The organism is Caulobacter sp. GW821-FHT12D05, assembly GCF_058807295.1.
This window is the reverse complement of sequence record NZ_JBXAQO010000001.1, coordinates 932,628-953,561: the sequence shown is the minus strand read 5'-3', so window position 1 is coordinate 953,561 and position 20,934 is coordinate 932,628. Positions and strand designations below refer to the sequence as shown.

Sequence of the window (20,934 nt, the reverse complement as noted above, 5' to 3'; positions counted from 1 at the left end):
GGCGTCGTCGAATCACGGGTAATCTGATCGCCCATGACGCGGTACATTTTCATCACCGGCGGCGTGGTTTCCTCGCTTGGCAAGGGTTTGGCCTCGGCGGCGCTCGGCGCGCTGCTGCAAGCGCGTGGCTACACGGTTCGCCTTCGTAAGCTCGACCCCTATCTCAACGTCGATCCGGGCACGATGAGCCCGTATCAGCACGGCGAGGTCTTCGTGACCGACGACGGGGCGGAAACCGACCTGGACCTTGGCCACTACGAGCGCTTCACCGGCGTGTCGGCCAAGAAGGCCGACAACATCACGACGGGCCAGATCTACAAGACGATCATCGAGAAGGAGCGCCGCGGCGACTATCTCGGCGCGACCGTCCAGGTGATCCCGCACGTCACCAACGAGATCAAGGACTTCGTCCTGTCGCCCGCCATGGACGAGACGGGCGGCAAGCCGGTCGACTTCGTGCTGGTCGAGATCGGCGGCACCGTCGGCGACATCGAGGGCCTGCCGTTCTTCGAGGCCATCCGCCAGCTGCGCCAGGACCTGCCGCGCGGCCAGAGCTGCTACGTGCACCTGACCTTGCTGCCGTTCATCAAGACGGCCGGCGAGATGAAGACCAAGCCGACCCAGCACTCGGTCAAGGAACTGCGCTCGATCGGCATCCAGCCCGACATCCTGCTGTGCCGCTGCGAGCAGGAGATTCCGGCCGAGGAAAAGCGCAAGATCGCGCAGTTCTGCAACGTGCGTCCCAGCGCGGTCATTCAGGCGATGGACTCATCGTCCATCTACGCCGTGCCGATCGACTATCACCAGGAAGGCCTGGACGCCGAGGTTCTCGACGTCTTCGGCATGCACGACGCCCCGGCGCCGGACCTGACGCGCTGGAAGACCATCGACGACACCGTTCAGCACCCCGACGGCGAGGTCACCATCGCCGTCGTCGGCAAATATACCGTCCTGAAGGACGCCTATAAGTCGCTGATCGAAGCCCTGCACCACGGCGGCCTGGCCAACAAGGTCAAGGTCAACCTGGACTGGGTCGAGAGCGAGACCTTCGAGGGCGACGAGGGCGCGGCCGCGGCCCGTCTCGAAAACGCCCATGCCATCATGGTGCCCGGCGGCTTCGGCGAGCGGGGCGCGGAGGGCAAGATCCGCGCGGCCCAGTTCGCTCGCGAGCGCAAGGTGCCGTACTTCGGCATCTGCTTCGGCATGCAGATGGCGGTGATCGAGACCCTGCGGAACGTCGCCGGCATCAAGGACGCCAGCTCGTCCGAGTTCGGTCCGACCGAGCGTCCCGTGGTCGGCATCATGACCGAGTGGATCAAGGGCAACGAGACCGTCCAGCGCCGCGCCAACGACGATCTGGGCGGCACCATGCGCCTGGGGGCCTACGAGGCGGTCCTGACGGCCGGTTCGAAGGTCGCCGAGATCTATGGCGGCACCGAGATCAGCGAGCGCCACAGGCACCGCTACGAGGTCAATATCGGCTACGCCCACCTGATGGAGGACGCCGGCCTGAAATTGACCGGCCGCTCGCCCAATGGCGTGCTGCCCGAGATCGTCGAGCGGGACGACCATCCGTGGTTCATCGGCGTCCAGTACCACCCGGAACTGAAGAGCCGCCCGTTCGCGCCACACCCGCTTTTCGCAAGCTTCATCGCCGCGGCGAAGGAGCACGGAAGGCTTGTGTGACGCTTTTTCCCCGGGTGCTTGCATCCGTGGAGAGATTCGGGCATAAGCCCCCGCTCACGCGGCGGCCTGGGTCGAACCCTAGTCGCCGCTCCTAATTTTCACGCTCAGCGAGCAGAGTCACTTCGATGGCCGTTCCCAAAAGAAAAACTTCGCCTTCTCGCCGGAACATGCGCCGGTCGCACCACGCCCTGGGCGCCAACTCGTTCGTCGAGGACAAGGACACCGGTGAGCTCCGCCGTCCGCACCATGTCGATCTGAAGACCGGCATGTACAACGGCAAGCAGATCCTGACGCCGAAGGAAGACTAAGGTCTCCTTCCGTCACTGACGGCTTTGAAAACGCCGCCCGGTCCGCCGGGCGGCGTTTTTCGTCGTATTTCCGTCGCGAAATAAAAGAACGGTGTTACGCTTCCCGCAAGGGAGGATACGCCCATGCTCACACGCCGCGACATAGCGGCGGGACTGGGTCTTTCGCTGGCCGCGCCACCGGCGCTGGCGGGCGCGATCACGTCGGTCTCGCTGTCTCAGACACCACCCGCTCCCGTCCCGCCGGTCGAGCAGCCGCTTCTGATCCTCGACGCCTCCCTGGACCAGGACGCCCGCCTGACCGTGCCGGTCATGATCAACGGGCAGGGGCCTTTCCAATTCGTCGTCGACACGGGCGCCGACCGCAGCGTCCTGACGCCCGGCATCGCCGAACGCTTGGCCCTGCCGCGCGGGCCGGACGTGATGGTGCACGGGGTCTCTGGTTCGGTCCTGAGCCAGACGGCGCGCGTGACCCTGTTGCGCAGCGGGGATTCGCGCCTGACGGACGCGACCCTGCCGGTCCTGCCGTACGAGCGCATCGGCGCGGACGGCCTGCTGGGCGTCGACATCCTCGAAGACCGCAACATCGTCATCGACTTCCGCAAGAAGCAGCTGGAGATCCGCCGCAGCTCACCGGTCAACGGCTCGTTCCGCTTGCCGCGTGAGGTCTCGGTCGTGGCCGATGAGAAGTTCGGGCGGCTGACCCTGGCCGACTCGCGGATCGCCGGAGCGCGGTCGCTGGCCTTCATCGATTCCGGGGGCGGGGTCAGCATCGGCAATATGGCCCTGGCCCGCGCCATCGCCGCGCGCCGACGCCGGTCGCCCGACTATTTCCAGCAGGCCAGGCTACTGACCGCCGGCGGCGAGATGCTGCTGGGCGAGTTCCGCGTCGTGCCCTCGATCACGATGGGCGAGCTGCGGATCACCAACATCCCGATGGCCTTCGCCGATCTGCATATCTTCGACGTCTGGGGGCTGAACGATCGTCCGGCGGCGCTGCTGGGCGTCGACGTGCTGCGCCTGTTCGCCCGGGTGGAGCTGGACTTCGGGCTGGGGCGGGTGCTGTTCCGGCTGGGGCAGGGCGGTCTGATCGCCCCGACCCTGAACGCCTAGGACCTACTGGGAGCGTCCGCGCGCCATCACCTGGCGGCGGCGCTCCTCGACCTTCTCGGGGGTGACCTCGCGGTTGTGGCCGGTGGAGCGAGCGTGCTCGGTTTGCAGGCCGTCGCCGAAGGCCTGGCCGTAGCCCTCGTCGATCAGCGACTTGTAGAACGACAGCGTCTCGACCGGGATCGAGGCCATGTCCTGCGCCAGCTTCAAAGCGGTTGGCAGCAGCTCAGCGGCCGGCACGACGCGATTGACCAGGCCCCAGTCAGCGGCCGTGCGGGCGTCCAGGAAGTTGCCGGTCAGGGACAGCTCCTTGGCCCGGTAGAGGCCGATCAGCCGCGAGAGCTTCTGCGACAGGCCCCAGCCCGGCATGATGCCGACGCGGGCATGGGTGTCGGCGAAGCGGGCGTTCTCCGAGGCGATCAGTACGTCGCAGGCCAAGGCCAGCTCGAAGCCGCCGGTGATGGCCACGCCGTTGATGGCGCCGATCACCGGCTTGCGGCAGGCTTCGACGGCTCGGACCGGGTTGGAGCGAGCGTCCTGGTCATTGGCGGCCCCCAGGCCGTCAGCGCCCAGCTCCTTCAAGTCGAGCCCGGCGGTGAAGGCCTTCTCGCCCGCGCCGGTCAGGATCACGACGCTGACCTCCGGATCGGCGTCCAGCGCGACCATGGCGTCATACAAGGCCTGCCGCAGCGCCTTGGAGAGAGCGTTCATCGCCTCGGGGCGATTGAGGGTGACGATGGCCACCGGGCCGCGTCGTTCGACGTCCAGCATGTGCTTCTCCCTTTGTGAGCGACGATCAGTCGGCCTCCCAAAGGGAAGTCAAGTTGCGCCTGGCTCGCATGGCGGCTAAAGCCTGCCGCGCCTTTTGGCCTTGAGGAGCAGTCATGACCGAGATCGTCGACATCATCGCCCGCGAAATTCTCGACAGCCGGGGCAACCCGACCGTCGAAGTCGACGTCATCCTGGAAGACGGCGCGTTCGGTCGCGCCGCGGTGCCGTCGGGCGCCTCGACCGGCGCTCACGAAGCCAACGAAAAGCGTGATGGCGACAAGGCCCGTTACCTGGGCAAGGGCGTCCTGCAAGCCGTCGACGCCGTCAACGGCGAGATCTTCGACGCCCTGTCGGGCGTGGACGCCGAAGACCAGCGCCGCCTGGACAACCTGCTGATCGAGCTGGACGGCACGCCGAACAAGGCCCGCCTGGGCGCCAACGCCATCCTGGGCGTCTCGCTGGCCGCCGCCAAGGCCGCCGCCGAGTCGGCCGGCCTGCCGCTCTACAAGTACGTCGGCGGCGTGAACGCTCGCGTGCTGCCGACCCCGATGATGAACATCATCAACGGCGGCGCCCACGCCGACAACCCGATCGACATCCAGGAATTCATGATCCTGCCGACCGGCGCGAAGGAATTCCGCGAAGGCCTGCGCATGGGCGTCGAGATCTTCCACGCTCTGAAGGGCGCTCTGAAGGACGCCGGCCACAACACCAACGTCGGCGACGAGGGCGGCTTCGCCCCGAACCTGGCGTCGGCCGAAGCCGCGCTGGACTTCATCGTCAAGGCTGGCGAGAAGGCCGGCTATCGCGCCGGTGAGGACTTCGTCCTGGGCCTGGACGTCGCCTCGACCGAGTTCTTCAAGAACGGCAAGTACGAGCTGGAAGGCGAGGGCAAGTCGCTCGACCCGGCCCAGATGGTCGACTACCTGGCCGGCCTGGCGTCGAAGTTCCCGATCCTGTCGATCGAGGACGGCATGGCCGAGGATGACTTCGACGGCTGGAAGCTGCTGACCGACACCCTGGGCAAGAAGGTCCAGCTGGTCGGCGACGACCTGTTCGTGACCAACCCCAAGCGCCTGCAGATGGGCCTGGACAAGGGCCTGGCCAACTCGATCCTGGTGAAGGTCAACCAGATCGGCACGCTGTCGGAAACCATCGACGCCGTCGAACTGGCCCACCGCCACGGCTACACCAGCGTCATGAGCCACCGTTCGGGCGAAACCGAAGACAGCACGATCGCCGACTTGGCCGTCGCCCTGAACTGCGGTCAGATCAAGACCGGCTCGCTGGCCCGTTCGGACCGTACGGCCAAGTACAACCAGCTGCTGCGCATCGAAGAGATGCTGGACGATCAAGGCGTTTACGCCGCTCGCGCGGCGCTGAAGGGTCGCTAAGCGACCCTTCCAGATCGCTGGAATTGACGAAGGCGCGGCTTCCGAAAGGGGCCGCGCCTTTTGTTTTGCGCGGATCTCGGATCGCGATTCTGACGCTCGCCACGCCATTTTCTCGCTTGCCGGAATGGTTGCCGGGGCGGTTAACCCACAAATTTTCTAAAAGCTGAGCAGTGGTTTCAAACGAGACCATTTTCGCTTTGTTCGCGGGCGCGAAGTGGCTTCGGCAGTGCGGCATCTAGATGCTGGTGAAACCATCTCATCTGAAAGCATCGTTCGCCTAATTCGCGAACCGGTGATAACCCTTCTCAATGCCTGGATTTAGAAGGCGTTAAGCACGGTCTGCGACTCTGTGAGTCCCTCTCTGGGACGCCGAGATGTTCGCCCGACTGCAACCCTTCCTGCCGACTGCGGCGATCTTTTTCCTGATTTTCTACTTCGCCTTTCACGCTCTGACGGGTGATCGAGGCCTGCTGTCGATCTCGCAACGCAATGCGGACCTCGCAGCAAAAACAAAGGAACTCAGGAAGATACGTGCGGAGAGGATGGACCTGGAGGCCCGCGCTCGTCTATTACGCAGCGGCAGTCTGTCGGCTGATCTCCTGGAGGAGCGTGCGCGTTCCCTCCTAGGATATGCCGACCCGAGGGACTATGTGATCCGGGTCAAGCGTCCAAGCTGACCGATCCCGTAATGTCTCGGAATCGATTGCGGGTCGACCTGAGGATCGCCAGATCCAGGGTTGGTCCAAGAGTGCACCAGGGTATTTCCTTCGCGGAACCGACGACTTTTCGGCGGGAAGCACCCTTAGGACGAAGGCCGCGATGAAGATTGGCCAGGGAGATTTGAATGGCGCGTACGCGCAAGGCTGAGGCCTCTGAGGCGAAGGGCGTAGACACCGGTGTCAACGACTTCGTCGGCAAGGACGAACTCCTGAAATTCTATCAGGACATGCTGCTGATCCGCCGCTTCGAGGAGCGCGCCGGCCAGCTGTACGGCATGGGCCTGATCGGCGGCTTCTGCCACCTGTACATCGGTCAGGAAGCCATCGCGGTCGGCATGCAGTCGATCTCGCAGAAGGGCGACCAGATCATCACGGGCTACCGTGACCACGGCCACATGCTGGCCGCCGGCATGGATCCCCGCGAGGTCATGGCCGAGCTGACCGGCCGCGCCGGCGGTTCGTCCAAGGGCAAGGGCGGGTCGATGCACATGTTCGACATCGAGACCGGCTTCTACGGCGGCCACGGCATCGTCGGCGCGCAGGTCGCGCTCGGCACCGGCCTGGCGCTGGCCAACAGCTACAAGGGCAATGGCAACGTCTCGTACGCCTATATGGGCGACGGCGCGGCCAATCAGGGCCAGGTGTACGAGAGCTTCAACATGGCCCAGCTCTGGAAGCTACCGGTCGTGTACGTGATCGAGAACAACCAGTACGCCATGGGCACCAGCGTCGAGCGCGCCGCCTCGGAAACCGCGTTCCACAAGCGCGGCACCTCGTTCCGCATCCCGGGCGAGGAAGTCGACGGCATGGATGTCGTCGCGGTCCGTGAAGCGGGCACGCGCGCCACCGAGCACGCCCGCAGCGGCCAAGGTCCCTACATCCTCGAGATGAAGACCTATCGTTATCGCGGCCACTCGATGTCGGACCCGGCCAAGTACCGCACCAAGGAAGAGGTCGACGAGGTCAAGACGACCCGCGACCCGATCGACCACATCAAGGAACGCCTGGCCAAGGCCGGCGTGACCGAAGACGACCTGAAGGGCGTCGACGCGGAAGTGAAGCGCATCGTCGCCGAAGCCGCCGAGTTCGCTCGCACGAGCCCCGAGCCCGATCCCTCGGAACTGTATACCGACGTCTACCTGGAGGCCGCCGAGTGACGGACATCCTGATGCCCGCGCTTTCCCCCACGATGGAGGAAGGCACCCTGGCCAAGTGGCTCGTCAAGGAAGGCGACACCATCAAGGCCGGCGACGTGATCGCCGAAATCGAGACCGACAAGGCGACGATGGAAGTCGAAGCCGTCGACGAAGGCGTGGTGGAAGCCATCCTGGTCCCGGCCGGCAGCGAGAACGTCAAGGTCAACACCCTGATCGCGCGCCTGAAGGGCGAGGGCGATGCCGCGGCTCCGGCCGCTCCGGCTGCCGCTCCCGTCGCCGCTGAAGCCGCTCCGGCTCCGGTCGCGGCTGCCCCGGCCGCTGGTGGCCCGATCTCGGCCGCCTCGACCTTCGCCGATCCGGAAATCCCGGCCGGCACGGCGCTGAAGAAGATCACGGTCCGCGACGCCCTGCGCGACGCCATGGCCGAGGAAATGCGCAAGGACGACCGCGTCTTCCTGATGGGCGAGGAAGTCGCCCAGTACCAAGGCGCCTACAAGGTTAGCCGCGAGCTGCTGCAAGAATTTGGCGACAAGCGCGTCATCGACACCCCGATCACCGAGCACGGCTTCGCCGGCATGGGTGTCGGCGCGGCGATGGCCGGCCTGAAGCCGATCGTCGAGTTCATGACCTGGAACTTCGCCATGCAGGCGATCGACCACATCATCAACTCGGCCGCCAAGACGCTGTACATGTCGGGCGGTCAGATCAAGTCGTCGATCGTGTTCCGCGGCCCGAACGGCGCGGCCTCGCGCGTCGGCGCCCAGCACAGCCAGGACTACGCCGCCTGGTACGGCAACGTCCCGGGTCTGAAGGTCATCGCGCCGTATGACGCGGCCGACGCCAAGGGCCTGCTCAAGGCCGCCATCCGCGATCCGAACCCCGTCGTCTTCCTCGAACACGAGATGATGTACGGCCACGAGTTCGACATCCCGGACGTCGAGGACTGGGTCGTGCCGATCGGCAAGGCCAAGATCCGTCGCGAAGGCACGGACGTGACCCTGGTCGCCTACAGCCGCATGGTGGGCTTCGCCCTGAAGGCGGCCGAGGAGCTGGAGAAGGAAGGCATTTCGGCGGAGGTCGTCGACCTGCGCACGATCCGTCCGATGGACCACGCCACGGTCCTGGAAAGCGTCAAGAAGACCAACCGTCTGGTCACGGTCGAGGAAGGCTGGGGCCCGATGGGCGTCGGCGCCGAGATCGTCGCCCGCATCACCGAGTTCGGCTTCGACTACCTGGACGCCCCGCCGCTGCGGGTGCACCAGGAAGACGTGCCGCTGCCCTACGCGGCGAACCTGGAAGTGCTGTCGCTGCCTTCGGTCGAGAAGATCGTGAAAGCAGCCAAGACGGTCAGCTACCGCTAAGACCGGTGCGGCCCTTGCCCCAGACGGGCAGGGGCCGCATCGTCTTGGCCAACGAATTCATCCCGCTTCAAAGCGGGGTATCGCGGACGGCGGCCCAGCACATTATGCAGGCTGAAACCGTCCCGAACGATTGAGGAAAAAGCTCAATGTCGATCGACATCCTGATGCCCGCCCTGTCGCCCACCATGGAGGAGGGGACCCTCGCCAAGTGGCACGTCAAGGTCGGCGACACCGTCAAGGCCGGCGACGTGATCGCCGAGATCGAGACCGACAAGGCGACGATGGAAGTCGAAGCCGTCGATGAAGGCGTGATCGAAGCCATCCTGGTCGACGCCGGGACCGAGAACGTCAAGGTCAACGCGCTGATCGCCAAGCTGGCGGGCGAGGGCGAAAGCCCCGCGCTGGCTCCGAAGGCTGAAGCCCCCAAGGCCGCTGTCGCCGCGCCGGCGCCTGCCGTTGCTGCGCCCGCCGCCGCCCCGGCTGCTCCGGCCGCGCCGGTCGCCGCTGACGGTTCGCGCGTCTTCGCTTCGCCGCTGGCCCGCCGTTTGGCTTCGGCCGCCGGCCTGGACCTGAAGGGCATCAAGGGCACCGGCCCGCACGGCCGCGTGGTCAAGACCGACGTCGAAGCCGCCAAGTCGGGCGCTCCGGCCGCCAAGGCCATCCCGGCCTCGGCTCCCGCCGCTGCCGCTCCGGCCGCCGCCGCGCCGCGTCAGGTGCAGTCGCTGGAGCACCAGGGCATCCCGGCCGGCTCGTACGACCTGATCCCGCTGGACGGCATGCGCAAGACCATCGCGCGCCGGATGACGGAAAGCTTCCGCGACGTGCCGCACTTCCCGCTGCAGATCGATCTCGAGATCGACGCGCTGCTGGCGGCCCGCGCCAAGATCAACAGCCTGCTGGAGAAGCAAGGCGTGAAGGTCTCGGTCAACGACATCGTCATCAAGGCCGCCGCCGTGGCCCTGAAGCAGGTGCCGGAAGCCAACGCCTCGTACACGCCGGAAGGCATCGCGATGCACCACAACGCCGACATCGCCGTCGCCGTGGCGGTCGAGGGCGGCCTGATCACCCCGATCATCCGCAAGGCCGAAACCAAGGGCCTGGCCCAGATCTCGGCCGAGATGAAGGACCTGGCCCAGCGCGCCAAGGACAAGAAGCTGAAGCCCGAGGAATTCCAGGGTGGCACCTTCTCGATCTCGAACCTGGGCATGTTCGGCATCAAGTCGTTCGCCTCGATCATCAACGAGCCGCAAGGCGCGATCATGAGCGTCGGCGCGGGCGAGCAGCGCCCGGTCGTCAAGAACGGCGAGATCAAGGTCGCCACGGTCATGACCGTGACCCTGACCTGCGATCACCGCGTGGTCGACGGTTCGGTCGGCGCCAAGTTCCTGGCGGCCTTCAAGCCGCTGATCGAAGAGCCGCTGACCCTGATCGTCTGATCTAGGCGCGGGGAGAAGGCGAACATGTCGGTCTACGACTATTCGGCCAAGACGCTGGACGGCCAGGACGTGAGCCTGGCCGACTATCGCGGCCAGGTGCTGCTGATCGTGAACACCGCCAGCAAGTGCGGGTTCACGCCTCAGTACGAAGGCCTCGAGGCGCTCTACAAGGCCCACAAGGATCGCGGCTTCACGGTCCTGGCCTTCCCCTGCAATCAGTTCGGCGCTCAGGAGCCGGGAAACGCCGAGGAGATCGCGAACTTCTGCTCGCTGACCTACGACGTGACCTTCCCGGTGATGAGCAAGATCGACGTCAACGGCGCCGACGCCCACCCGCTCTACAAGTTCCTCAAGAAGGAACAGAAGGGCCTGCTGGGCACCGAGGCGATCAAGTGGAACTTCACCAAGTTCCTGATCGGCAAGGACGGCGAGGTCGTCGAGCGTTTCGCGCCCACGGTGAAGCCCGAGGACCTCAAGGTCGCGGTCGAGGCGCTGCTTTAGTTTCTCCCAGACCGGCCCCAAGACCGGTCGATCGGCGCTCTCCGCTCCCCCGGAAGGGCGCTCAAGCTAGGGGTTAAGACATGTCCACGGAATTCGATGTCGTCGTCATCGGCGCCGGTCCTGGCGGCTATGTGGCCGCGATCCGCGCCAGCCAGCTGGGCCTGAAGACGGCCATCGTCGAGCGTGAGAACCTGGGCGGCATCTGCCTGAACTGGGGCTGCATCCCGACCAAGGCGCTGCTGAAGTCCGGCGAGATCTACGAACAGCTGTCGCACCTCTCCGACTACGGTCTGTCGGTCGAGAAGCCCGGCTTCGACTTCCCCAAGATCGTCGAGCGTTCGCGCGGGATCGCCAAGCAGATGTCCTCGGGCATCGCGTTCCTGATGAAGAAGCACAAGATCGAAGTGATCGAGGGCGAAGCCAAGCTGGAGAAGGGCAATCCTGCTCCCAAGCTGGTCATCGCCCTGAAGGCCGGCGGCAGCCGCACGGTCCAGGCCAAGAACGTGATCCTGGCCAGCGGCGCTCGCGCTCGCGAGATCCCGGCCATCGGCGCGGTTTCGGACGGCGACAAGATCTGGACCTATCGTGACGCCCTGGCGCCCAAGACCATGCCCAAGTCGCTGGTCGTGATCGGCTCGGGCGCCATCGGCATCGAGTTCGCCAGCTTCTACCGCGCCCTCGGCGCCGAAGTGACCGTCGTCGAGGCCCTGGACCGCATCATGCCGGTCGAAGACGCCGAGGTCTCCAAGGCCGCCCAGAAGGCCTTCGAGAAGCGCGGCATCGCCTTCCGCATCGGCGCCAAGGTCAGCAAGGTCGAGAAGACCAAGGACGGCGTCTCGGTCACCGTCGACGTCGGCGGCAAGATCGAGCAGCTGACCGCCGAGAAGTGCATCGTCGCCGTCGGCATCGCGCCCAACAGCGAAGGCCTGGACGCCGTCGGCCTGAACCTGGATCGCGGCCACGCCGTTACCGACAAGCACTGCAAGACCAACGTCCCGGGCCTGTATGCCATCGGCGACATCGCCGGCGGTCCCTGGCTCGCCCACAAGGCCAGCCACGAGGGCATCCACGCCGCCGAGGCCATCGCCGGCTACAAGACCCCGAACGTCAACTCGCCGATCCCGGGCTGCACCTACGCCAACCCGCAGGTCGCGTCGGTGGGCTACACCGAAGCCGGCGCCAAGGCGGCGGGCATCGAGGTCAAGGCGGGCCGCTTCCCGTTCCGCGTCAACGGCAAGGCCGTGGCCGCGGGCGAGACCGAGGGTTTCGTGAAGACCGTGTTCGACGCCAAGACCGGCGCCCTGATCGGCGCCCACATGATCGGCCACGAAGTGACCGAGATGATCCAGGGCTTCGTCACGGCGATCACCCTGGAAGCCACCGAGGAAGACCTGCACGGCATCGTCTACGCCCACCCGACCATGTCGGAAGCCATGCACGAAGCCGCGCTGGACGCCTACGGCCGCGTCCTGCACATCTAGGGCGACCTAGGAGACTGGATGGCGCGCAAGGCGGCGACGACAACGGGTGATAAGCCAGCGAAGGCTCGGAAGGGATCGAAGACGACCCTTTCCGAGGCCAATCTGGTCGACCTGGGTCCCGAGCGCCTGGCCGCCATCCTGCTCGACCTCTCCAGCGACAGCCACGTCAAGCGCGTGCTGCGGCTGGAGCTGTTCGCCGAGTCCAACACCGAAGGCTTGGCGCTGGAGATCAGCAAGCGCCTGGCGACGGTCGGCAAGTCCTCGTCGCGCATCAACTGGCGCAAGCGCGCGGCCTTCGCCAAGGACCTCGACCTGCATCGCGGGATGATCGAGCGGCTGGCGCAAGACGACGCCAACGCCGCCCTCGACCTGATGCTGGATCTGCTGGACCTGGCGACGCCAACCCTGGACCGGCTCAGCCAGGCCGAAGGGCCGATCGGCGACGTCTTCCTGGCCGCCCGCGACGGGATCGGCGCGATCGGCGCCCAGGCCATGCCGGATCCGATCGTCCTGGCCGACCGCATCGCCAACCTGCTGCGCCGCGACGACTACGCCCAGTTCGGACCCGTGGTGAACGCCCTAGGCCCCTTGCTGGGCAAGAAGGGGCAAAGCCACCTGCGCGAGACGCTGGAGAAGCTACTGGCGGCCCGCTCGATCCGCGACGCCCGCAGCGCGATCTATCGTGACGCCCTGCGCCGTCTCGCCGACGCCAGCGGCGACGTCGACGCGTTTGAGGCGACGTTCGCGCCGGAACTGCGCAAGACACCCCTGGTCTCGGCGGAGATCGCCCGCCGCCTGCTGGAGGCCGGGCGGCCCGAGGACGCCCTGGCCACGCTGCATGCCGGCGCGCCCAGCGAGAAGAGCGGCCGCCACCAGAGCAGCCTGGAAGAACGCTCCGCCTGGGAAGAGGCGATGCTGGAGGCTTTAGAGGCCACCGGCCACCACGACGAGGCCCAGAAACGGCGTTGGGCGGAGTTCGAGCGGACGCTGTCGATCCCGCGCCTGCGGAGCTATCTCAAGGGCCTGCCGGACTTCGACGACGTCGAGGCCGAGGATCAGGCCAAGGCGGTCGCCAAGCGCTTTCCGCAGTTCGACCGGGCGTTGGCGTTCCTGGTCTCCTGGCCAGACCTGCCGGCCGCTGCGCGCCTAGTCCGGGATCGCGCCGGCGAGATCAACGGCGCCGATGACACCTTGATGGCCGAGGCCGCCAGGCGGCTGGAGGGTGCGCATCCGATGGCCGCGACCCTGCTGCTGCGGGCCTCGATCCAGTACGTGCTGACCTATGGCGTCGCCACCCGTTACGCCGAGGCGGCGCGACAGCTGCTGGAGGCGGAGTCGCTATCGGTGATGATCGGCGACTTCGGGGAATATCCCGACCATCAGGCCTTCGTCGCCGACCTGCGCGCCATGCACAGCCGCAAACAGGGCTTCCGCACGGAGCTGGAAGCCCTTGGTAGCGTGTTTTAGGGGCGCGAGCTTCTAGGGCTTCTTACGGATCTGGGCGTCGATGCTCCATTCGCCGCCGCCCTGGAAGACCAGATACAGGAAGATGAAGCAGTAGAGGATCGCCGGCTCACCGCCGTTCAGCGCGGGCCAGAAGCCCTGGCTGCCGTGCGCCATGAAATAGGCCACCGCCATCATGCCCGACAGCAGGAAGGCGAACGGGCGGGTGAACAGGCCCAGCAGGATGTGGGCGCCGCCAAAGATCTCCAGCGCGCCGGCGGCCACCAGCAGCGGCGGCAACGGACTGGGCGCGCCGGGCTGGGCGGCGGGGAAGTGGAACAGCTTCATCAGGCCGTGCTCCATGAAGAGCAGGGCGGTGATGATCCGCAGCAGGCTCAGGACGCGCGGTGACCAGACAGCGAGACGTTCCATTCTTCTTCTCTCCTTGAGGCGAGCGTGAGTCGACTGCTCGACCTCACGCTAGCCAAACCTATCGAGAGAGACGATTCAGATATGTCAGGCGGCGGCGCTGTCGGTCTCGGCCATGCGCTGGATGGCGACATAGTCGGTCTTGCCGCTGCCCAGCACCGGCACTTCCTGCACTTTGAGGATCTTGCGCGGCACGGCCAGTTCGGGCGCGCCGACGCTCTGGGCATGGGCCACCAGCGAGGTGACGGCCGCCGTCTGGCAGTCGGTGACCAGCACCAGCTTCTCGCCCTTCTTCTTGTCGGGCATCGAGATCACGGCGTGGCGACCGTTGGGCCAGACGGCCGAGGCCAGGTCCTCGGCGGCGGTCAAGGAGACCATCTCGCCGCCGATCTTGGCGAAGCGCTTCACCCGGCCCTTGATGGTGATCCACAGGTCGTCGGTGACCGTGACCACGTCGCCGGTGTCGTGCCAGCCGCCCTCGGGCGCGTCGACGCCGCCGTCCTCGCGCAGATAGCCCGACATGATGTTGGGACCTCGCACCAGCAGGCGGCCGCCTTCGGGGATGCCTTCAACCGGCTCGATCTTCCATTCCTGGCCCGGCAGCAGGCCGCCGACCGTGCCACGGCGATTGTCGTCGGGCTTGTTGACCGCGATCACCGGCGAAGCCTCGGTCGCGCCATAGCCTTCCAGCACCGGCACGCCGCCGAACTTCTCGGCGATGATGTTGTGCGTCTCCTCGCGAACCTTCTCGGCGCCGCAGACAATGAACTTCAGACCCGACAGCTCGTCGCTCTCGGCCGAGCGGGCATACTGGTTGACGAAGGTGTCGGTCGCCAGCAGCACCGAGCCGCCGACGTCCTTGATCAGCGGCGGGATCTGCTTGGTGTGCAGCGGCGAGGGGTACTGGAACGCCTTCATGCCGGTCATGATCGGCAGGATCACCCCGGCGGTCAGGCCAAAACAGTGGAAGACCGGCAGCGGGTTGAAGAACACCCAGGCCGGATCCAGCGCGATGTGGGCGGCGATCTGCTGGGCGTTGGACACCAGGTTGGCCTGGCTCAGCACCACGCCGCGCGGCGCGCCGAAACTGCCCGAGGTGAACAGCACGACGCCCTTGTCCGACGGCTTGGCGTGGCTGCGGAACTGGCGCGGGAACAGGCCGGCGGCGGCCGCGAACAGCTTGTCGCTCAGGCCGATCGTGCCGCGCACGTCTTCCAGATAGGTGATCTCGGCGTGTTCGCCGATGGCGTCGACGATGTCGTGCAGCTTGCCCAACTCGATGAACTTGTGGGCGGTCAGCACGCGCTTGACGCCGGCTAGCTTGCAGGCGGCCTTGATGTTCCGCAGGCCCGCCGTGAAGTTCAGCATGGTCGGCACGCGACCAAAGGCGTGCAGGGCGAAGAAGGTTACCACCGACCCGGAGCCCGACGGCAGCAGCACGCCGACGTTCTCGCCCGGCTTGGTCATGCCGGCGATCTTGCGGCCTAGCGCGAAGCTGGCCCGGATCAGGTCCGTATAGGTCAGCGGATTGCGGTCCTGGTCCTCCAGGATCGGTTTCTTGGCGCCGTACTTGTCGCGAGCGTCGATGAGGGCGTCGAAGATGGCCTTTTGGCCGTTCTGAACGTCGTAAGCTACCGGCATGCCGGCGAAACCTCCCCGAAGAGCGAAAGCGCGCTCTCGTTCCTAAACGTCGAGTCTGCCGAGGAAGGTCCAGCTTTGCAAGAAAGAGTCACAATGCGTGAGGCTCAGCCCTTGCGCGGCAAGGCTTTGGCCGTCATCCGCGAGCGGGTGAAGTCGACAATGGCGGCCAGCCAGGGGCCGCGAACGGCGTCCGATTCCATGTGCAGGTCGTGGCCGGCGGCGGGATAGCGGGTCTCCTGGCAGTCGATCATCGCCGCGCACAGGCGGCTCTGCGGCGTGGCGGTGACGACCTTGTCCTGGCCGGCGTCCAGCATCAGCGTCGGCACGGCGGTCTTGCGGATGTCGCGGGCGGCGGCCTCGGACGCGTCGAAGAAGGCCGCGAACCAGCCGAGACTGCGGCCGCCCATGCGCAGGTCCGGGTTGGCCTGCATCCAAGCGGCTTGAACCTTGCCGCGCTGCGCATCGTGGGTCAGGCCCGCCTGGACGCCGTCCGGCCCTTCGCGTTTCCAGCCGGCCTGGTCGGGCGTGCGGATCCAGCCCAGGCGCAAGGTCCGCATGGCCGGCGTGAAGCGCGTGAAGTCGGCGCGCGAGCGGGGCAGGGTGCTAAGGCCGAAGGCGGGCGAGGTCAGGACCAGGCCATCCATGCCCAAGCCCTGCTCGGCGGCGCGCAGGGCGACAAGGCCGCCCTCGGAGTGGCCGATGACGACCAACGGGATGTCGCCGGTAGGCCGGATCACACCGTGTGTCAGCGCACGGACGGCGGCGACATCGGGATCGAAGCTGTCGACATGACCAAGGTCGCGCCAAGGCGTGGAGCGCTCGGAGCCGCCCTGGCCCTGGCGCTCCAGAACCCAGACGGTGAAGCCCAGGGCATTCAGTTCGCTGACCGTCTCGAACCACTTCTCGGCGCTCTCGCCATAACCGGTCAGGATCAGCAACGCGGCGCGCGGGGCGACCGGCGGGGCGGAGACGCCGTAGCGCTGCACCTTGCCTTCGCCGCTGCGCACATAACCCCAGCTCCAGCCCTGCGGCGGATAGAAGCGGGAGCCCAGCGAGGGCGGCGTGCGGGTGTCGGAAAAAGGCGCGCGCGAGCCGCCGTCGCCGCAGGCGGAAACGGTCAAAGCCAGGGCGATAGCAAGAAGGCGGCGACGCATACCCGAACAGTCATTTCGTGCATCGTGGCCTTAAGCAAGATCAAGCGCTTGATCCGGAGGCCAAGAAGACCGATTTAGGCGCCATGGCCACGGTGATCGACACGCTGAAGGCTCGCGGCTCGGAAGACCGGGCGGCGCGCCATCCCGAAAAGCAGAACCGCCCCGATACCCCGGTGCTCCGCAAACCCGATTGGCTGCGCGTGCGCGCCCCGGGTTCGGGCCAGTACAACGAGACCAAGGGCATCGTGCGCGAGCACAAGCTGACCACGGTCTGCGAAGAAGCGGCCTGCCCGAACATCGGCGAGTGCTGGAGCCAGAAGCACGCGACCATGATGATCATGGGCGAGATCTGCACCCGCGCCTGCGCCTTCTGCAACGTCACCACCGGTCTGCCGACCCAGCTGGATCCGGACGAGCCGCGCCGCGTGGCCGAGGCCGTCGCCAAGATGGGCCTCAAGCACGTGGTCATCACCTCGGTGGACCGCGACGACCTGCTGGACGGCGGCGCCCGCCACTTCGCCGAGGTCGTCACCGCGATCCGCGCCAAGTCGCCCGGCACGACCATCGAGATCCTGACGCCGGACTTCCTGCGCAAGGACAATGCCGAGAACGTGGTGATCGACTCCCGTCCGGACGTTTTCAACCACAACCTCGAGACCGTGCCGCGGCTTTATCTGAAGATCCGCCCCGGCGCGCGCTACTACAACTCGCTCCGCCTGCTGGACCGCGTGAAGCAGCGCGATCCCTCCCAGTTCACCAAGTCCGGCCTGATGGTCGGTCTGGGCGAGACCAAGGAGGAGGTCATGCAGGTGATGGACGACATGCGTTCGGCCGGCGTCGACTTCATCACCATCGGCCAGTACCTGCAGCCGACCCGCAAGCACGCGGCCATCGACCGCTTCGTGACGCCGGAAGAGTTCAAGGCCTATGAGGCGATCGCCCGGGCCAAGGGCTTCCTGATGGTCTCGTCCAGCCCGCTCACCCGCTCGTCGCACCACGCGGGCGAGGACTTCGCCAAGCTGCAGGCCGCCCGCCGCGCCCTCGACGCCCGCACGGCGTAAACGCCGTGCATCGTCACGTGGTCACGCGCGTGCTGCCGTACGCGCCCGAGCAGCTGTTCCAGCTGGTCGGGGATGTCGAAAACTACCCGAAGTTCGTGCCGTGGATCACCGCCATGCGCACCTGGAACGGCCGTGTCGACGGCGCCGTCAGCACGGTCGACGCCGAGGCCCAGGTCGGCTTCTCGTTCCTGCGCGAGAAGTTCGCCACCCGCGTCCGTCGTGACGGCGAGGCGCTGAGCATCGATGTCAGCCTGCTGTACGGTCCGTTCAAGCGGCTCTCGAACGGCTGGCGCTTTGTCGCCGAGGGCGACGCCACCCGCGTCGAGTTCGTGATCGACTTCGCGTTCAAGGCCGCGCTGCTGGACGCCATGCTGGCCGCCAATATCGACAAGGCCGCCAATAAGCTGATCGCCTGCTTCGAGGATCGCGCCCGGCAAGTTTACGGCGAGAAGGCCTAGTCCTTCTTCCCGGCCGCTTCCTCGATCCGCTCCTCGAAGTCGCCGAGGTTGCCGAACAGGTTCTCGATCGCGAATACCAGGCCGAACACCCGCGCGGCGTCATCGAATTCCAGTTCGCGGGTCAGGCCCTGTTTGCGCAGCCCCTCGACACAGGTCTGGAAGGTCTGGTGGACCTCGGCGAAGGCCACGCGATCCGGACGCGGGCCGCCGGCCAGCAGGTCGGCGGTGGCGCGCAGGAACTTGGCGCTGGCCTCCAGCATGTCGGCGGCGGCCGGGGCCAGGCCTTCGGCGGGCAGGGGCTCGTGCAAGGTGCGGCCGACCATCACCGTATCGTTGCGCAGGCGCCAGAGCGTGCGGGGGATGGCTTCGGAGACGGAGCGCTCGCTGAGCTTGCTGGCGTTCTCGCGGTCGGCCTCGGTCATGCCGGTCTGCAGCTTGGCTAGCGCCGCGCGCAGATCGTCCTGGGCCTTCAGGTAGTCGGTGGGGCCAGGTGTCCCGCGCAGGGTCAGGACGTGGCTGTCGAGAATATGGGCCTGTAGCCCGGCGATCTTCTGCACGCTGCTGACCACGGAGGCGTGGGCGCGGGCCGGGAAGATCAGCAGGGTGGCGGCGATGCCGACGACGCTGCCGACCGTAATCTCGGCCACCCGCCAGCCGGCGGCGAGCAGCGGGTCCATGTGCGTCGTCGTACCGATCAACATGATCACGGCGGTGACCGGCGCCACCTTCAGCGCGGGCCGCATCGAGGCCAGGAACGCGAGTAGGGCCACGGTCACGCACAGGATGATCCCGCCAAACTCCGGCCAGCGGGCGTGGCAATAGGCGGCGCCAGCGCCGGCCAGGGCGCCGACCACCGTGCCCATGAAGCGCTCAAGCGAGGCGGTGATGGTCGCACCTAGGCTCGACTGTACCACGATCACGGCGGTGAATACGGCCCAGTAGCCTTGCGGCAGCCGCAGCAGGGTCGCCAGGGCGAAGGCCGCGCCGACGGCGGCCGAGACGCGGATGGCGTGGCGGATCTCGGTCTTGCGGGCGGCCGCGGCCTTCAGCGCCTTCTGCGAAAGACCGACGCCGGCGAAGCGTCTCCAGTCGCTGGGCGCGGTCTCGGGCACTTAAGCCACCGCCTCGCGGAGCATTTCCAGGGCGGTTTGCACCGCCGCCAGCTGCACCGCCTCGCGGGTCTCGCCGTCGAAGCGTTCGTGCCGGTGGACGACCGAGCGGTTGGCGCGGGCGACGGCGAAGTGGACGGTGCCGACCGGCTTCATCGGCGTGCCGCCGCCGGGGCCGGCGATGCCGGTGATGGCGACCGCGACATGGCCGTTGCTGGCTTCCAGCGCGCCCTCGGCCATCATCCGCGCTACCGGCTCGGAGACGGCGCCGTGGTCGGCGATCAGGTCGCCCGGCACGCCCAGCATCTCGGACTTGGCGCGGTTGGTGTAGGTGACGAAACCACGTTCGAAGACGTCGGAGGCGCCGGAGATCGAGCAGATCGCGCCGGCCACCAGGCCGCCGGTGCAGCTCTCGGCCGCGACCAGGCGCAGCGACTTGCTGCGCGCCTCGTCGATCAGCAGTCGGGCCAGGGTCTGGATTTCCAGCGGAAACATGCGGCTCTCCGGATTCGCCCTACCTTAGCCTGTTCAGGCCGGGGTCTCGACCGCCACGACCGCCGAAGCGGCCAGACCTTCGCCGCGACCCGTGAAGCCCATCTTCTCGGTCGTGGTCGCCTTGACGCTGACCCGGTCGAGCGGAAGGCTCAGGATCTCGGCCAGTCGCTCGCGCATCGCCAGGCGGTGCGGTTTGATCTTGGGCCGCTCGCAGATCAGGGTCACGTCGACATTGACGATCGAGCCGCCTTTGGCGGTCACAAGTTCGGCGGCGTGCTTGAGGAAGAGGTCCGAGGACGCGCCCTTCCACTTGTCGTCAGTCGGCGGGAAGTGGTCACCGATGTCGCCTTCGCCGATGGCGCCCAGGATGGCGTCGGTCAGGGCGTGCAGGCCAGCGTCGGCGTCCGAATGGCCGATCAGGGTCTCGTCGTGCTTGATGGCCACGCCGCACAGCCAGACCTCTTCGCCGGGACCCCAGCGGTGGGCGTCGAAGCCTTGGCCGACTCGGGTGATGCGCGCGGCGCCGGCGAGCCGTTCGGCCATGGCGAAGTCCTCGGGATAGGTGAGTTTCAACAGAAGCGGATCGCCGGGCGCAATGGCCACGCGGCCGCCGGCGGCTTCTACCACCTGGGCGTCGTCGGTCGGCTCGCCTTCGGACCAGGCGGCATAGGCGGCTAACAGCGTGTCGCGGCGCGCGGCCTGGGGGGTCTGGGCGCGCCAAAGGTGCTCACGCGACGTGGTCGTCGGGTTCTGGCCAGGTTCGGCGCGCTTGAGGGTGTCGGCGACGGGCAGGGCGGGCAGGACGGCGTCGGCGGTCTCGAGCGCCTTTAGCACGCCTTCGATGGTCGCGCCGGTCAGGAAGGGGCGGGCGGCGTCATGGATCAGGACAGGCTCGTCGCCAGGGCGATGGGCGAGGGCGGCCAGGCCCGCTTGAACCGACTCGGCCCGAGTCGCGCCGCCGCGTGCAGCGCGCCAGCCGGGCAGGCCGGCCAGCACCTCGGACAGCGCCTTTTCGCCGTCTTCGGTCGTTACGATGACGATGTCCGAGACGCCTGCGCCCAGGAACGCTTCGACGGACCAGCGTAGGACCGGCTTTCCGGCTACAAGCCGCCACTGCTTGGCCTGGCCGGGTCCGGCGCGGGTTCCCGAGCCGGCGGCGACGATCACGGCGGAAAAGGTCATGGCGGCTGTTTAGTCACGCCACCGTCATTGTCCAGCCGATT

20 protein-coding genes are annotated in these 20,934 nt (G+C 67.0%); 13 read left to right on the top strand and 7 right to left on the bottom strand.

All coding sequences use genetic code 11. The features are described from left to right. Positions 1-33: 33 nt before the first annotated feature. The 3 genes from pyrG (at position 34) to AC1RRR_RS04050 (ending at position 3,104) form a co-directional block, all read left to right on the top strand. Positions 34-1,686, top strand: coding sequence for a CTP synthase (pyrG, locus tag AC1RRR_RS04060; RefSeq protein WP_492810763.1), 1,653 nt, complete (start codon positions 34-36; stop codon positions 1,684-1,686). Positions 1,687-1,811: 125 nt separating this feature from the next. After that, entirely contained in the window at positions 1,812-1,994 is a 183-nt protein-coding gene (gene rpmF / locus AC1RRR_RS04055; RefSeq protein ID WP_172263992.1) for a 50S ribosomal protein L32, read from the top strand. A 123-nt stretch (positions 1,995-2,117) separates the two neighbouring features. Beyond that, positions 2,118-3,104, top strand: a complete 987-nt coding sequence (locus AC1RRR_RS04050; RefSeq protein WP_492810761.1) for a retropepsin-like aspartic protease — start codon at positions 2,118-2,120, stop codon at positions 3,102-3,104. A gap of 3 nt (positions 3,105-3,107) precedes the next feature. Here the strand turns inward: AC1RRR_RS04050 and AC1RRR_RS04045 are convergent, their stop codons facing one another. Further along, complete coding sequence (locus AC1RRR_RS04045) at positions 3,108-3,872, bottom strand: enoyl-CoA hydratase (protein ID WP_492810759.1); 765 nt, start codon at positions 3,870-3,872, stop codon at positions 3,108-3,110. 113 nt (positions 3,873-3,985) lie between these two features. Between AC1RRR_RS04045 and eno the strand changes: the two genes are divergently transcribed. From eno to AC1RRR_RS04005, 8 genes are all read left to right on the top strand, one after another. Then, positions 3,986-5,266, top strand: coding sequence for a phosphopyruvate hydratase (gene eno / locus AC1RRR_RS04040; RefSeq protein WP_492810757.1), 1,281 nt, complete (start codon positions 3,986-3,988; stop codon positions 5,264-5,266). A 374-nt stretch (positions 5,267-5,640) separates the two neighbouring features. Continuing rightward, positions 5,641-5,943 (top strand): FtsB family cell division protein, encoded by a 303-nt coding sequence (locus AC1RRR_RS04035; RefSeq protein WP_047405705.1) that lies wholly within the window; start codon positions 5,641-5,643, stop codon positions 5,941-5,943. Positions 5,944-6,110: 167 nt separating this feature from the next. After that, the gene (gene pdhA, locus AC1RRR_RS04030) at positions 6,111-7,142 is read left to right on the top strand and encodes a pyruvate dehydrogenase (acetyl-transferring) E1 component subunit alpha (protein ID WP_454716210.1); all 1,032 of its coding nucleotides are present in this window, start codon (positions 6,111-6,113) and stop codon (positions 7,140-7,142) included. Next, positions 7,139-8,503 (top strand): pyruvate dehydrogenase complex E1 component subunit beta, encoded by a 1,365-nt coding sequence (locus AC1RRR_RS04025; protein ID WP_492810756.1) that lies wholly within the window; start codon positions 7,139-7,141, stop codon positions 8,501-8,503. Before pdhA ends, AC1RRR_RS04025 begins: the two co-directional genes overlap by 4 nt. A gap of 146 nt (positions 8,504-8,649) precedes the next feature. Further along, a complete protein-coding gene (locus tag AC1RRR_RS04020; RefSeq protein WP_492810754.1) occupies positions 8,650-9,939 on the top strand; it encodes a pyruvate dehydrogenase complex dihydrolipoamide acetyltransferase in 1,290 nt (429 codons plus the stop codon). Between the two features lie 24 nt (positions 9,940-9,963). Beyond that, the gene (locus AC1RRR_RS04015) at positions 9,964-10,440 is read left to right on the top strand and encodes a glutathione peroxidase (RefSeq protein WP_492810752.1); all 477 of its coding nucleotides are present in this window, start codon (positions 9,964-9,966) and stop codon (positions 10,438-10,440) included. 80 nt (positions 10,441-10,520) lie between these two features. Next, positions 10,521-11,921: a dihydrolipoyl dehydrogenase gene (gene lpdA / locus AC1RRR_RS04010; RefSeq protein WP_492810751.1), complete on the top strand. Its 1,401-nt coding sequence runs from the start codon at positions 10,521-10,523 to the stop codon at positions 11,919-11,921. An 18-nt stretch (positions 11,922-11,939) separates the two neighbouring features. Next, positions 11,940-13,388 carry a DUF6880 family protein gene (locus AC1RRR_RS04005; protein ID WP_492810750.1) on the top strand — a complete coding sequence of 483 codons (1,449 nt, stop codon included), beginning with the start codon at positions 11,940-11,942 and terminating at the stop codon, positions 13,386-13,388. 12 nt (positions 13,389-13,400) lie between these two features. Here the strand turns inward: AC1RRR_RS04005 and AC1RRR_RS04000 are convergent, their stop codons facing one another. The 3 genes from AC1RRR_RS04000 to AC1RRR_RS03990 all read right to left on the bottom strand — a co-directional run bounded on the left by AC1RRR_RS04000 (position 13,401) and on the right by AC1RRR_RS03990 (position 16,588). Then, positions 13,401-13,796: a DoxX family protein gene (locus AC1RRR_RS04000; protein WP_291874390.1), complete on the bottom strand. Its 396-nt coding sequence runs from the start codon at positions 13,794-13,796 to the stop codon at positions 13,401-13,403. A gap of 84 nt (positions 13,797-13,880) precedes the next feature. Further along, on the bottom strand, positions 13,881-15,434 hold the full coding sequence (locus AC1RRR_RS03995) for an AMP-binding protein (protein ID WP_492810748.1): 1,554 nt from the start codon (positions 15,432-15,434) through the stop codon (positions 13,881-13,883). 104 nt (positions 15,435-15,538) lie between these two features. After that, entirely contained in the window at positions 15,539-16,588 is a 1,050-nt protein-coding gene (locus AC1RRR_RS03990) for an alpha/beta fold hydrolase (RefSeq protein ID WP_492810746.1), read from the bottom strand. An 83-nt stretch (positions 16,589-16,671) separates the two neighbouring features. Here AC1RRR_RS03990 and lipA point away from each other — a divergent pair, with 83 nt between their 5' ends. Further along, a complete protein-coding gene (lipA, locus tag AC1RRR_RS03985) occupies positions 16,672-17,649 on the top strand; it encodes a lipoyl synthase (protein ID WP_492810744.1) in 978 nt (325 codons plus the stop codon). A 5-nt stretch (positions 17,650-17,654) separates the two neighbouring features. Next, positions 17,655-18,107 carry a type II toxin-antitoxin system RatA family toxin gene (locus AC1RRR_RS03980; RefSeq protein WP_492810743.1) on the top strand — a complete coding sequence of 151 codons (453 nt, stop codon included), beginning with the start codon at positions 17,655-17,657 and terminating at the stop codon, positions 18,105-18,107. Here AC1RRR_RS03980 and AC1RRR_RS03975 read toward each other — a convergent pair. The 3 genes from AC1RRR_RS03975 to AC1RRR_RS03965 are packed head-to-tail and all read right to left on the bottom strand — an operon-like array spanning position 18,104 to position 20,893. Then, positions 18,104-19,219, bottom strand: coding sequence for an FUSC family protein (locus AC1RRR_RS03975; protein WP_492810741.1), 1,116 nt, complete (start codon positions 19,217-19,219; stop codon positions 18,104-18,106). The genes AC1RRR_RS03980 and AC1RRR_RS03975 overlap by 4 nt on opposite strands. Then, positions 19,220-19,711, bottom strand: a complete 492-nt coding sequence (locus AC1RRR_RS03970) for a CinA family protein (protein WP_492810739.1) — start codon at positions 19,709-19,711, stop codon at positions 19,220-19,222. It lies immediately after the preceding gene. Between the two features lie 33 nt (positions 19,712-19,744). After that, positions 19,745-20,893, bottom strand: coding sequence for a bifunctional 2-C-methyl-D-erythritol 4-phosphate cytidylyltransferase/2-C-methyl-D-erythritol 2,4-cyclodiphosphate synthase (locus AC1RRR_RS03965; protein ID WP_492810737.1), 1,149 nt, complete (start codon positions 20,891-20,893; stop codon positions 19,745-19,747). Positions 20,894-20,934 lie beyond the last annotated feature (41 nt).